General features: G+C 54.4%; 12 protein-coding genes. 6 read left to right on the forward strand and 6 right to left on the reverse strand.

The genetic code is table 11. The annotated features are described in order from the left end of the window. Window positions 1-803: 803 nt before the first annotated feature. Window positions 804-3,191, forward strand: a complete 2,388-nt coding sequence (locus LPW11_RS07670; RefSeq protein WP_230997537.1) for a tetratricopeptide repeat protein — start codon at window positions 804-806, stop codon at window positions 3,189-3,191. A gap of 1,146 nt (window positions 3,192-4,337) precedes the next feature. On the opposite strand, the gene LPW11_RS07675 is transcribed toward LPW11_RS07670, so the two are convergent. Beyond that, window positions 4,338-4,520, reverse strand: coding sequence for a hypothetical protein (locus LPW11_RS07675; protein ID WP_230997538.1), 183 nt, complete (start codon window positions 4,518-4,520; stop codon window positions 4,338-4,340). A gap of 359 nt (window positions 4,521-4,879) precedes the next feature. Between LPW11_RS07675 and LPW11_RS07680 the strand changes: the two genes are divergently transcribed. Continuing rightward, the gene (locus tag LPW11_RS07680) at window positions 4,880-5,305 is read left to right on the forward strand and encodes a hypothetical protein (protein ID WP_230997539.1); all 426 of its coding nucleotides are present in this window, start codon (window positions 4,880-4,882) and stop codon (window positions 5,303-5,305) included. A gap of 272 nt (window positions 5,306-5,577) precedes the next feature. Here LPW11_RS07680 and LPW11_RS07685 read toward each other — a convergent pair whose 3' ends face one another. From LPW11_RS07685 to LPW11_RS07705, 5 genes are all read right to left on the reverse strand, one after another. After that, on the reverse strand, window positions 5,578-6,195 hold the full coding sequence (locus LPW11_RS07685; protein WP_230997540.1) for a TetR/AcrR family transcriptional regulator: 618 nt from the start codon (window positions 6,193-6,195) through the stop codon (window positions 5,578-5,580). A 24-nt stretch (window positions 6,196-6,219) separates the two neighbouring features. After that, window positions 6,220-7,578 (reverse strand): B12-binding domain-containing radical SAM protein, encoded by a 1,359-nt coding sequence (locus tag LPW11_RS07690; RefSeq protein WP_230997541.1) that lies wholly within the window; start codon window positions 7,576-7,578, stop codon window positions 6,220-6,222. 635 nt (window positions 7,579-8,213) lie between these two features. Then, window positions 8,214-8,363 carry a hypothetical protein gene (locus LPW11_RS07695; protein WP_230997542.1) on the reverse strand — a complete coding sequence of 50 codons (150 nt, stop codon included), beginning with the start codon at window positions 8,361-8,363 and terminating at the stop codon, window positions 8,214-8,216. Window positions 8,364-8,431: 68 nt separating this feature from the next. Then, the gene (locus LPW11_RS07700) at window positions 8,432-9,256 is read right to left on the reverse strand and encodes an EcsC family protein (RefSeq protein ID WP_230997543.1); all 825 of its coding nucleotides are present in this window, start codon (window positions 9,254-9,256) and stop codon (window positions 8,432-8,434) included. Between the two features lie 715 nt (window positions 9,257-9,971). Further along, a complete protein-coding gene (locus LPW11_RS07705) occupies window positions 9,972-10,331 on the reverse strand; it encodes a hypothetical protein (protein ID WP_230997544.1) in 360 nt (119 codons plus the stop codon). Window positions 10,332-11,045: 714 nt separating this feature from the next. Here LPW11_RS07705 and merB point away from each other — a divergent pair. From merB to LPW11_RS07725, 4 genes are all read left to right on the forward strand, one after another. After that, complete coding sequence (merB, locus tag LPW11_RS07710) at window positions 11,046-11,483, forward strand: organomercurial lyase (RefSeq protein ID WP_230997545.1); 438 nt, start codon at window positions 11,046-11,048, stop codon at window positions 11,481-11,483. A 353-nt stretch (window positions 11,484-11,836) separates the two neighbouring features. Then, window positions 11,837-12,271: a nucleoside deaminase gene (locus LPW11_RS07715; RefSeq protein ID WP_230997546.1), complete on the forward strand. Its 435-nt coding sequence runs from the start codon at window positions 11,837-11,839 to the stop codon at window positions 12,269-12,271. 48 nt (window positions 12,272-12,319) lie between these two features. Beyond that, window positions 12,320-12,676: a rhodanese-like domain-containing protein gene (locus LPW11_RS07720; protein WP_230997547.1), complete on the forward strand. Its 357-nt coding sequence runs from the start codon at window positions 12,320-12,322 to the stop codon at window positions 12,674-12,676. A 319-nt stretch (window positions 12,677-12,995) separates the two neighbouring features. Next, entirely contained in the window at window positions 12,996-13,598 is a 603-nt protein-coding gene (locus tag LPW11_RS07725) for a hypothetical protein (RefSeq protein WP_230997548.1), read from the forward strand. Window positions 13,599-13,602 lie beyond the last annotated feature (4 nt).

Here is a 13,602-nt window from a genome sequence, read left to right on the forward strand (position 1 = left end):
GCAGTTGTAGCAGGTAAAGGAACTGTGATTTCGAGGACATGAGAAACTCCGGGATTAGACCGGTCGAGACCTGTACTACACATCATACCATGTGGTACCAGCTAACCCCCTGCTATCACAAATACTCTCTACCTTACCCGTCTTACATGTAGCCGCAAGGGCTGCGTCTGGTGTGGAAGAAATTACCAGGTTTAAGTTGCAGGTTTAAGTTGCAGGTTTAAGTTGCAGGTTTAAGTTGCAGGTTTAAGTTGCAGGTTTAAGTTGCAGGTTTAAGTTGCAGGTTTAAGTTGCAGGTTTAGGTTGCAGGTTTAGGTTGCAGTTTTGGGGGCGGCTCTACGCCCGCACTCACGCATGGGCTTCCGCATCGCGGGCGAGCTGGACGCGCAGCTCGCTAGCTTTCAAAAAAGCTCCTAGGCTCTCCGCTAACTTTCCCCAGACTCTGGCCGACCTCCGGCTCAAGCTATCTGCTCGACCGGGAGCAGCAGGGCATCCCCTTTGGATCCGAGAAACATTGAACCTGCGCTACGCCGGTTCTGGCCAACGAAGACCTAGATAGTTAGATTATGCTATTTCCCTTGGATGTTTAAGCTAGACAGGCAATTAGCTCGGCTATTCAAAAAAATGCATTCGAATTGCGCAACGATTCGACCTATCCCGGCGATTTGGTCTTGCGTTCTATTCCCGAAAAACATTTACATTGAAACACATTAACTGCGCATGATAGAATGCGGTCCGCTGACAGATGGAGCATAACGCATGGGCGTCCCACTCGGTTCCCATATATTCCTTGGTGTGGAGGTATTATGAAGATTTCTGAAGCTAGGCTTACACTGTATGCATTCATTTCTGCCATCGAAACTGACCTCAAAAACTTAATTATAACACAAATCATTCCTCTCCATAACAGTACCTATTTTATACCAGATTCAGGTTTAAGAGATACATCTATAAAAAGGTTCACGAAGGATCACCCAGGTCTGGACCCAGAATCAAACCTGAATGACATCGTACATTACGTTGACTTTCAAGATACCTACAAGATTTTATTGCAAAACTCCCAGCTAAAACCTGACTGTGTCGATAAAGTAAAGCCCCTTGTAGAAAAACTTGATCACATAGTTCCAATTCGCAATAGAGTGATGCACAACAGGCCGCTATTGCACGGAGATTTAGGATTTGTTTACGGCTTCTTGCAGGACGTATCTGTGGAAGATGTTTTTTCCACATCTAGACTCACTCTTCAACAGATAGAGACAGATCCCAATTATATTTTATCTATAGACCTACCTCGCTTTACTGCTGAGGACGAGATTGTGTATCATAATCTCCCAGTGCCTGATTTCGATGAAACTGGGTTTATCGGGCGCAAAAAGGATGCCCTAGAGATAACTAAGCTATTACTTGGCTCCACTCGGGTAGTTAGTGTGATTGGTGAGGGCGGCATGGGAAAGTCAGCCCTTATGCTTAAAGTTGCATACGATATTGCAGATATGGGGGAGAGATGTCCATTTGACATGATCCTATGGACTACGGCTAAGACTACAATGTTAACACCTGCAGGAATAGTCGAGATCAAAGATGCAATAGATAACTTTCCTGGCTTGGTCCGAAATTTAGCTGGGCACATCGAAGATACAAACAAATCACTAACAGAAAATATTGACCTCGTTTTAGAGGTTTTTAAAACGTTCAAAACCTTGCTAATAATTGACAATTTAGAGACTATTATAAATGAAGATATTAAAGCTTTTATACGTGAGGCTCAGCTTCACTCAAAGATTGCAATCACGTCTCGTGTCGGATTAGGAGAGTTGGAGTACCCTCGACACCTAGATGGATTATCTGAAGCAGAGTCAGTTACACTCATAAGAGAAGCTGCTAAAATGAGAAATGAAGAGATGTTGGTCCGGTTGAACAACAGCAGACTTTCAGAAATTGCGAAACACCTCCACTACAATCCCTTGGCCTTGAAGTGGTTTGTAAATTCAGTCGTCGCAGGTAAAAACCCAGACGAAGTCGTAATGAACAAAGATTCCTTATTGGAGTTTTGCCTGTCCAATGTCTATGACAAGATGAGCAACAGCGCAAAGCTGATCTTAAACACCATTTTAGCTGCAAGGACACCGTTAACGGAAGCTGAACTGGCTTTTTATACAGAAAAATCAGCAGTTGAGCTAAAAAAAGCTATCATCAGTCTTATAGCAACTTCATTTGTAAAAAGAACAGTTACAAAGAATTCTGCTGGTGATGAACTTTCATATTCAATAACTGATTTTGCTAGAGAATACTTACTAAAACACAACAAGCTCGGTAAGGTTTTTATAGCAGCAATAACCGATAAAAAAAATAAGTTGATCGGCTCATCTGAGCAACGCAAGATTGCAAAAAAACATTCTGAATTTAGCGTAATAGCTATAGAAGCAAGGACTTCTACTGAAATAATAGCGTCCAGATACTTACAACAAGCTCTTCAACTTTCTAGGCAGCAGGAGTATGAACCTGCTTTGGATAAGGTAGGTGAAGCAAAGAATCTTGCTCCTAATTATTTTGAGGTTTACAGAGTTTCAGGATTTATTAAGTCGCTTTCTGACGATCTGCTTGGCGCCGAGGAGGATTTCCAAATAGCACTTGAGATACAACCTGACAATGCAAGGCTAAATTTTTATTATTCAGGATTTTTGCTCAAATCCCTAGGAGATTCAGCCAAGGCTTTTGAATATATATCAAAAGCCTATAGAGACCGTCCCGATGCCAATGAAGTGGTCATAGAATACGCCAGAAATCTTGTTTATCAAGGTACATATGATGATGGGATTTCTGCACTCGAAAAACTAATTAGATCAAATCCTGATTTGTCGGTGAAAACGTCTCAAATCGTCGGCACGCTGCTGATTAATGCCTACCGCCGCTATGCTGAGAAGGAGTATGTAATTAAAAAGGATACAGGCGAGGCGTTTAAAAAACTATTAAAGGCTAATGACGTATTCACCTTATGTACCGACATGCGAGTCGTTGATGAGAGGATGATTGATGAATTTGGAAACGCATTGTTTTACATGCTTACAATTATAGACGAACAGGGACTTTCCCATTTACTAACCTATGCTCAACAAATATATGATAAATGCAAAGTTTTGATTACCAAATCGAGCTATCATAAAGCAATTGCAAAGGCTTTGGAATCCTTATAGCGTCTGTCGAATCAGACCTTTTCAATGGTGCCCCCCAGAGCGGTGCTGCCTCGAAGTCATAGCACCGGGCGGCAGGAAATTCCGGCGGTACTTCGCAGTCCGGAATAATGCCTCCACATAGGCGTTAACGTCCAATGACGCTGACGCGAATACGGGGGTGATGCAAGTGGCAACGGCACCGAGCCAATAGAGCATCGCGAGCACAGTGGCCTTACGTAGAACCGTTGTCACCTTGCAAATACAGGTCTCATATTTCGCGCGAATGTCCTTTGCCAGCGCGGTGCGATGTACCCGATGCACGGCATGATCGGAGCTATCAGTGTCGTGGACGGGTCTTGATATTGTACCGATCAAGGATGAGGTACAGGTCCCGTCGGTAGAACCAGCATCCAACAAAGACTGTCGGCAGGAAGGTCACATACGACACCTCACCTGGTTCGGGGCCGCGGCACCATGAGTTGCCGGCGGATTCAATGGAAGCTCGATTCTCTGGCGATGTAGATGCTTTCGTCGGCAAGAATCTGAAAGATGCCGGCCGGGGGCCGCCTCGGCAAAACGCGGCTCGTTGGCCAATCTACGGGGAGTGTGGCCTCGCCCGCCGTAACCTGATTGTCCTGCCGCGCGCCACACTTCACAATTGTCTCTCTTCATCCGACTGATGAAGGACGCGGATGCACGGCAGTCGACCGCTTGTCCCCCACCACGAGGCCGTTGCCGGCCGTCCACCTTTGCAGGGTCTTCGCATCTAGAGGGGGGGGACTGGAGGCTCGCATCTGTACTCCTGCGTATCCGGCCAGCCTTTTAGATAGGCGGCTGAAGCAACCTGTCACAAAAAGGATGGGTAATATTCTGGGTAGCAGCCCGAAAATCCAACATTCATTACCCCTTTATTACAGTTAGTTAAACCCTTTATTCGATTCCCATGTGCTCCGCCAAAAAACAGCAAAAAGCCGTCTCCAAGGAGGCGGCTTTTCTTATCACGACGAGAGCAAGAATGTAGAGCGCCTGCCTTCGCTGAAAGAAGATCCCCTCGCTACTGTCCGAATACCAGAATTGCAATCCCTCTCCCGGACGCTACCATGAACGATGATTACTGAGCGACCGATGTCGCGCATAAGGGAAACGCGGGAAGGGGGGAGTGTCCAGCTAACCGGCAAAACGCGGGGGATCGATGCAAAAAGACTCGGTGACGCAGGCGGCGTTGGAAGATGGCCGGAACCAGGCGCAGAAGGTCCTGATGGCGCGGAGCGCAGCCCTGAAGAGGCGTGAGAAGACGCTGAAGGCGCATGCGCGCAAGATGAAGGCGTTGAAGATAGAGCCTATCGTCACAACTGCCCCCGCCACGGTGGCCGGGTTTACAAGTGCGGGGGTGCTGGTGGCGGAGGGGGATTCGTGGTTCGATTACCCCCTGCACGATGTGCTGAAGCTTCTGGAGGATGATCAGGCCTACGAGGTGGAGTCCGTGGCACACAAGGGGGATGCCATCGAGATCATGGCCTATGGTGAGCATCAACTGGACGATTTTACCCGCTCCCTCGAGAAGGTGATCAGGAGGGGCACCAAGCCCAAGGCGGTCCTTCTCTCCGGCGGGGGGAACGACATCACCGGCGCGGCATTCGGACTGCTGATCAATCATGCTGGCTCGGCCATCGCCGGGCTGAACGACAAGGTGATCGAGGGCGTTGTAAATGACCGCATTCACCGCGTACGTCTTCATCCTGAGTGCCGTCACGGTGGTGTGCGAACCCTTCACCGCTGGGGCGATTCCGATCCTGATACACGGGTACGACTATCCGGTCCCCGACGGGCGGGGGTACATGGGAGGGTGGGGACCGCTCCCCGGGCCGTGGCTGGAGCCCGGATTTCGCGAGAAGGGATATGGCGACCTGACGCAGCGAGTGGAGATGACCAGGGTGCTGATCGACCGGTTCAACGACATGCTGGCGGAGGTGGCGAAGATTCGCGCCTTCGCGCACGTGCGGTACGTCGACCTGCGCAACACCCTTTCATGCGGTGCGGACTACAAGAAATGGTGGGCAAACGAGATGCATCCCACCGAGGGCGGGTTCGGCAAGGTCACCGGCAGGTTCGCAGCGGTTCTTGGCGAACTGTAAAGCTCACAGAAGAGGTCCCGGGGTCAGGCTTTGCATTCGGGGAATTTCGAACTGGCAAATTCGAAAATGCGAGGACTGACCCCGCCTATGTTCACGCTCAGCGGTTGCGGACTGCGGAGGGGGACAGGCACCATTTAACACAATGAGAACTTTGAGCCGCGCGTAATGTGCAGCAAAAAGCAGTCTCCTACGCGGCGGCTTTTCTTATTACGGGCAGAAGCAATGTATATATTCAAGCGGTCCCCTCCTTCCCTCAGGGCGGCCCCCTTCTCCTAAGCACTCGAAGGAAGATGCGCCCTATCCTCTTCCCCTTTTAAGTACGGCTTCATGATCATCATCAGCACTTCGTTCCCCCGCGCCAAGGTCGCGTCGGTAACCTCCTCCCCGCCGATCTCGAGGTAATTCACCCAGAACAGCGCGAGGGTCCAGACCGCATCCACAAATATGTCTATCTCCGGTTCCGTCAGCGATTTCACCTGCCCGGCCGCGAGCGCCCGTTCGATGGCGTCGTGGATCATGCAACGCATCAGGGCGTTAGTTGCGCGAAACTGTTCCCCCAGCAGCGGGTCGGCCATCACCAGGGCAGTCAACTCGCGCTTGAAGAAGCGGTAGCGCCAGTTGAACTGCTGGATGAAGGCAAAGGTGCCGGCGATACCCTCCACGGTCCCCAGGTCATGGCGGTGGGCGATGGCACCGTAATCCTGCACGCTCACCTGGGTCATCTGCTCGAAGATGGCACGGATGATCGCCTCCTTGTTCCGGAAGTGGTAGTAGAGGTTCCCGGGGCTCATTCCGCATTCCGCAGCTATGTGGTTCGTGGTGACAGGTTTGGTCCCCTTGTCGTTGAACAGACGAATGGCCGTCTCGATGATCCTGTCGCGGGTGCTCATGGCGACACTCTGCCACAGATGCACCTAATAGTCGAGATGGGCGCGGCGCATTTTCTCCACGAATTGGCCGAAGAGCCTTGCCCGCAGCCACATACCGTGCAGGCCGAAGCGCATCAGCGCCGGCAGCGCGCGGTACAACGGTACCGCCGAGGTGTACAGTGTTGTCACCTCCGCATAAAACTCCTGCGGCGTCAGCCGGGTGGGCAGAAGCGTGTGGAGCATGTCGAACAGCTCCGGCCTATGGGAAAGCATCCGGCCCTTGTTCCTTTCGTACAGCTCCGTTCCCGGGAGCGGCGTCATGATCGTGAAGGTGGCGTAGTTGTGCTTCATATCCCGCACGTGCCGTTTGAGGGCTGCAAAGTCCTCCGCGCCGTACTCTGGATCGACCATGTACGACGCGTACATCATCACCCCCAACTCCCGTAGAATGCGCACCGCGTCCCTCTGCTGGCCGGTGGTGGTTCCCTTGTTCATGGCGGCAAGGCGGGCGTCGGAGAAATCCTCCATCCCCACGAATACCTGAACGAGTCCGATCTTTGCCCATTTGGCGAAGAGCTGCGGATGGTTGACGATGGTGTCCACCCGGCCGTACAGAAAATAGTTCTTCCGGATACCTGCCGCGGCGATGAGGTCGGCCAGACGGTCCATCCGCGTGGTGTCGCACATCGACTCGTCGTCGCAGAAAAAGACGTTCGGTTCCTCGACCGTCAGAAGTTCGGCCACCACCCGCTCCGGGTCACGGCGCAGGTACCTGCCGCCAGTGATTTTCCACAAGGCGCAGAAGGTGCAGCGGGCCGTGCAGCCGAGCGAGGTGCGCACCGAGGCGAGTGGTTTGAACCATTCGCTGAAGTAGCGTCCTCGGTACTGTCTGGTGAGGGAGCGATCCGGCATGGGGAGGAGGTTCAGGTCGGTGTAGGGGCGCGGCGGGGTAAAGAGCATCCCCTCCGGGCGGGGGATGCCGAGCCCGGGGATGGCGTCCAGGGCGCTCTTCTCGGCGAGTGCCCTCAGCACTTCCCGCAGGGTGAAGACCCCCTCGCCAATGACCACAACGTCAATCTCCGCACTGTTGAAATCCTCCGGGGCCACCGTGGCGTGGTGGCCACCGACGATCACCCAGGCATCGGGAAGAAGTTGCTTTACCCGCCCGGCCATGGTCTGCATGACTGTGCGGTGACAGGTATAGCCGGTGAGGCCGACCACATCGGGGCGCATCTCGCGCAGCACGGTCTCGTAATCCGGCTCGAGCCGGCAGTCGAGCAGGCGCACCGTGTACCCATTCTGCCTAAGGCCGGCGCCCACGTATTCGAGGGCTAGCGGCTCGAACAGATAGACCTGATCCATGAGCGGATCGTTGCTGGGGGGCTGGATGAGCAACATTTTCATGGGCGCCTCCAATGTAGAGTAATTACTCTAAGAAGTAGTGCATATAGACGCTCATGTCAAGTTTCTCGACGGCGGGGGCGTTACGAACCTTCCTGCCAGCCTTACGCCGACGGCTTCCCTGTCCGCGGTTGCGGCGTGCAAAATAGTCCTGCTACTGGAAGGCCCTACAAGGGGCCCCCAAGGGGGTACCGCGTTCTTGCGATGAGTTGATACTGTGGGTGCGCATCTCCGCGGTAGAGCCAACGTCATGCTCACGACGCCTCATAAACCGTTCAGGACCTTTCCACAGAGGTACCTGTAAGGTCGGATGCGGGCAGGAAAGGCAGCGGATACCCAGGGACGTCACGGAGCACCGTTTCCGGCGATCCAGAGGGAAAGGCGTGGGAATGCAGCTGCCAGGGCAGCGGGTATGCGGCGAAAGGGCAGCGCGGCGGGTTGCGCCTCGCTGCAGAGAGGGATTCGTCGAGCCGGCGGGTGGCGGGCTTGAGGATGAGGTACAGCGCGTTAGAGACGTTGACTTCACTCCTTCGAGCTGCCAGGGCAGTTCTCCATTTTTCGTCTGTACTTTGTTTTATCTGCAGCAGAACTCGCTGCACCACCCCGGGGGCACCGGCGCCCCCGGGTGTGCCGCCACGTTACTGTCCCCTGCGCAGGCGGCCGGCCTCGGGGATTGCCGGCTTCCATGAACTGAAGCTCGACTCCCTGAAGGAGTTCCAGCATTCCAGGTTCTTTGCCCATTCCGAAATTATCTTCCCCTGTGCCGTCTTGTGCAGAACCGTGTTCACGGGTGCAGCACCGGAGGGTGCGGGCAATCGACCCTTCTCCGCTCTCGGATCGTCAAAAACACACGTGACTAGATCTCCATGATCTTGCCGTTTTCCACAAGCCACCGCTCCTGGAACAGCCGCCGTGCCGCCCACCCAACGTCGTTTATGTATGAGCCGTTCACCGCCGCACCGATGCCGCCACCGAGCACCGGGATGGCCTGGAGCGCCTTGCGTTTGGTGAGATTTATCCCGAGCTGCTTGGCGAGGTTACGGATCGCAATGATGGCGCCTTCTTTGGAGAGCTGCTGCCCTGCGGCCTTTTCTGCCATCTTCTTCCAAGTCTGCTTGAGGACCATCTCCTGGATCGTCCGCAGGGTAAGAAGTGCTTCGATCTTGTCCTTCATGGTGTTGGCCCCCGAGGCGGAGAGCACCCCCAGTACATACTGCCTGTCCTCTTCGGTGCGGCACTCAAACCCATAACAGAGCCCGATCTTGTGCACCGTGCGCAGGGCGAGGGTGATGATGGCCGGGATGTCGACCGCCATCCCCGGTAGACCGGTCGCCCCGGTCGCCGCCCCTTCCGCCGTCCCCATTCCGATCGCCCAGTTGTGGACCGTGTCGGCGAGCCTGTCGGAGAGCTCGAGGCTCTTGCAGCGCAACTCCGCGATGTCGCTCACCTCTCCGTCACGCAGTATGTCTCCGGTGTCGGCGAGTTGCCCCCCCGCCCAGTTTGCCGCCTCCAGTACCCCCTGAATCGCCTTTTCCGGGACGACCTTTTGAACGAGCCACGATAGCGGCGCCGCCACCATGCCGAGAGCCTGCCCCACCACCCCCGGTTCCAGCTCTTTCCATTCCCTTATGGAGGCGACTTCCTTTGCTTCGTAAACTGTGATTTCATTCGCGGAGTACATGGGTCTGTCTCCCTTCCCTCTGTGAAGTGACGGCTGCCGCGGCGCGTTCGCTGTATCCGTTATCGCCTGTGGTGAGGATACCTTTAACGAAATCTTCGGCAGTAAGGGTGATCCTTAATGCGGGGGTTGGTCCAGTTGATCGCGATGCCGGCCACCACGCTCCCCGCCACTTTCGTCAGGACCGGAACTTCCGCATGCACCCGTTCCGCCGCTAGCGCCGCCTTAACCTCTCGCAGAGTTTCACAAGAACAAAGTGCTATGACTTTGTTCCCAACGGAGCTTTGGGAGCAGAAGAACCGTCTCCCGCGTCACAACAATACCATCGCCAGACTTACCAGGGTGCCGTCCTGATACCGGAGGGGCTTTGGTTGTAATAGGAAGCTGCTTGAAGGTTTCGAGACGGGAGTTTCGGCTTAGGCGAGCGGGCTTATCTGTCACCGGAGGGGCTTTGGCCGGCACCGGAAGGGGCTTGTGTGCTACTTGAGCGCGTTGTCTCGTTGAGGCAATGGGTTTGAGTTACGACAAAGCGCCTTGCCGGGACATAGCAGAGGGATTTGGAGCCGACGAAGGGGCTTGCGGTGAGAACTGGAGGGCCTTTGTACGCGTCAAAGCTCCCTTCGTTGTTACCTTCGGAGCTTATGAAAAAAAACTGCCGACGCTTTGACTGAAGTCTCCACGCCGGCAGTTGCCGCTCCGTTACATGGGGCGTCCCCGATCAAGCTGCTCCGCCCTGGTACTGAGCGTCGGTCTCCGCCGGCCGCTCGAGTGGTGCATCTTCACTTACTGCCTTGGTGGGAGAGGATGAGGCTGCTTTCCCACGCTGCCGCCTCAACTCGAATCCCGAGCTTCGTAACGCCTCCATGTTGTCTCCTGCAACGATCTCGCAGTAGTGGCAGAGTTTCTCCATCATTGCTTTGACGCGAATGTACGTCTCGTTCCTTTTGGCGATGTTGTCGCGGTCTCCCCTGCTCGCCGCGAGAATATCGGCACCGTAGAGATCAAGTGCCTCAGTGGCAATGGCTGCGGAAAGCCCGGTTCCGTGCCAAGGCTCCGGGAAGAATCGACTGGTGCTCATCCGAGTGATGATCTCCCGGCACTTCGCCTCCCGGACCTGATGAGAGTTGCCATCTAAGCTGAATTTTAGCTTCACATGGTACCTCCCTGTCTTGGATTTTGTGCTTCTTCTCTTTTGTAACATTGAGCAAGGAGAACAAAACCTTCATGTAACGGGCAACCTTTAAAGATTTCCACATTTTTCTGCATTGGCAACTGCGCTACAGAAAATAATCCCTTTGCACCATTTGTATAAATGTTGAACTGCAGCAAGTCTAGCGTCTGCTTTAATAAGTCATTAATCCAGTCGTTGCACTACTCTGAACAGCAAATCCTGTTGCAAATAGAAAAGGTTCACCACAATGGTCAGATATCACTCCGTAGAGTACCTGGTATGCATGCGACCTGCAGCGGTGATATGAATGGCCAAAGGCGATACAGTGACGTTGCACATCGGCTGCGTGAGGGATCCGTAGATCACAGCAGCATGTAAAGTTGTAGAGGGGTCTTTCCCGCCTGCAAAGCTGTTGTGCATTTCCAGAGGACAGTTACAGTTAAACCCATTGACGACCAAGCCCGTCAGCCTGGATGCGGAGGAAGCAAGGTCATTGTGCAGGATGAGTGAAGTTTCCCTGGCCGCCCCCACATTAAAGTCGAGCATCTAGCCCGGCAAGACTGCAGCGCCCCCGAAGATCGAACCGCGCAACAGGTCGTATATGAAAGCAAGGAGGGCAAGATGAACGACTTCGAACGCCACGTCCGAGCATACGTCATTCAGACGCTGCGCGACACCTCTGTTGCCCCTTCTGCCGCAACCATTGCTTCTGCTCTTGGGTCATCAGAAGGTGATGTCTGCCTGGCATTGCAGCGCCTGGCTGACGAGCACCGGCTTGTTCTACTTCCAGGCACAGAATCAGTGTGGATGGCGCATCCCTTCTCGGCCATACCGACTGATTTCCTTGTTCGCATTGGGGATAGGAGCTGGTACGCGAACTGCGTTTGGGACGGGCTTTCCATTCTTGCACTGATGGGGGACGGGGTACTGGAAACGCATTCTCCGGCAACAGGCGAGCCTATGCGATTCTCCGTCACGGAGGGCCGCGTGGAGGGAGAGGGTCTCGTTCACTTTCTCGTACCCGCAAAGGCGTTCTGGGAGGATATCGCCTTTACCTGAGCGAACATTGCAGCCTTCCGGTCGGAAGGAGAACTGGAAGAATGGCTGAAGTCCAGAAGCTATCAGAAAGGAGCGGTGGTAGCCCCCGAAACTCTCTATAATCTTGGGGTAGATTGGTATGCAAGACGCCTCGATTTCAGCTGGGAGCCTGCCAGCGCCATGCAGGCTACGGAGCTGTTCGCAAAGCATGGGCTCACGAGCGCGTTCTGGTCCCTCTTGTAGCTGCGAGGCAAGCAGTGCAGCCGGAGAGGGGGCTGTGGATCATCATTGCTACCGTGCAGACTAAAGAATGGGGCGGGCGCGGGATGATGCCACGGCAACCCGCCAGCTTGAGTCGGCAACCAGGAGACAGAATGGACTACCTTAAGGAGGCGGTCGCAGAAGCCCGAAAGGGGCTTGCAGAGGGTGGCGTCCCCATAGGCTCCGTCCTTGTCCATAAGGGGAGGCTCATCGGTCGTGGACACAACCGGCGGGTGCAGAACGGGAGCGCCATCCTCCATGCGGAGATGGATGCACTGGAAAACGCCGGGCGCTTGCCGGCTGCCACATACCGGGAATGCCGACTCTACACGACCCTTTCCCCCTGTTCCATGTGCAGCGGCGCCATCCTGCTCTATGGAATCCCGCATGTTGTAATCGGCGAGAACACGACTTTTATGGGCGAAGAGGAATTGCTCAGATCCCGAGGAGTTACCGTCGAAGTGATTAATGACAGGGAATGCATGGAGTTGATGGAGCATTTTGTACGAGAGAGGCCCGAACTCTGGAATGAGGATATCGGCGTTTAGCGCTCGTCCTTCCCGAATTGTTAACTATTGAAAACAGGAGTGATATCGATGAAGAGGCTGATAAGGCTGACCGTGGTTGTGATTGTGGCTCTCATTGCGTTTCCGATGCTGGCCGTCGCAGGCAGCACCGCAGCGGCTAAGTCGCTGGTGATAGATGTGCGCAGCGAGGCGGAATGGAAGGATGGGCATCTTGAGGGGGCCGTCCTCATCCCCTATCAGAGAATTGCAGACGATATTGTCCGTGTTGCGCCGGACAAGGGAACGAAGATCGGTCTATACTGCCGCAGCGGCAGGAGAAGCGATATCGCACTTCAAACTCTAAAGACGCTCGGTTACAGGGATGTCGTCAACTACGGCGGCCTCAATGATGCGGCACGTAAGCTCAACATTCCGATCGTGAAATGAAGGGCAGGAATAAATCCCAGCGTACCTTAGCCGTCTCACTGGAGGCGGCTTTCTATTTTCATCCAATCACCATCCTCACCTAAAACCCATTTCAGGTGTCCACACCCTCCAGATAACGATATTCAATTGGAGCCGTCTCTCGAACACTACCCCTCCAATTTCCGCGCGCTCCCTCCTGCCCGCTACCCGCCCCGTCACCAGCCGGTACGGACGGCGACGCAGAAATGTATACGTAATTAACGGTCTCTCGTATAATCTTGATTGATGGCTGAGCATCGCCTACATATGTGGATTCAAGCCTACCAAGAGGAGGTGGGGTATGGATAATCAGACACTCTACATCATCATTGCGGTCCTTGCTGTCGCCTTGATCGCCGTCGTCGGCTTCCTGATCTATCAGAGACGGCGCAGTCAGCAATTGCAGGATCGCTTTGGCCCTGAATACGAACGTACTCTCAGGGAAACCGGCGATAAGGCGCGCGCCGAAGCTGAACTCGAGCAGCGCAGAAAACGAGTGGACCGGCTGACGATCCGGCCGCTGACCCGGGAGGATGCCATCCGGTACAACGATGCCTGGAAGGCCGTGCAGACGCGATTCGTCGATGACCCGAAGGGGGCGGTGACAGAAGCCGACCAGTTACTGGGCGAGGTCATGTCGAAGCGCGGCTATCCGGTCGGGGATTTTGAACAGCGCGCGGACGATATTTCCGTGAGCCATCCGAGGGTAGTCGAGCATTACCGTGCGGGGCACTCCATTGCGCTTCGTCACGCGAGAGGAGAAGCGAGTACCGAAGACTTACGTCAAGCGATGATCCATTATAGAGAACTCTTTGCTGCTCTCACCGGCAGGCCTGAGATGACCACGGCGAAGGAGAAGAAGCCCGAGGCAACCTTCGAAGAAAAGCATCAGAAGGTCTTGTAGCTGT

Origin of the sequence: Geomonas sp. RF6, assembly GCF_021044625.1 — a bacterium.
Lineage (GTDB): Bacteria > Desulfobacterota > Desulfuromonadia > Geobacterales > Geobacteraceae > RF6.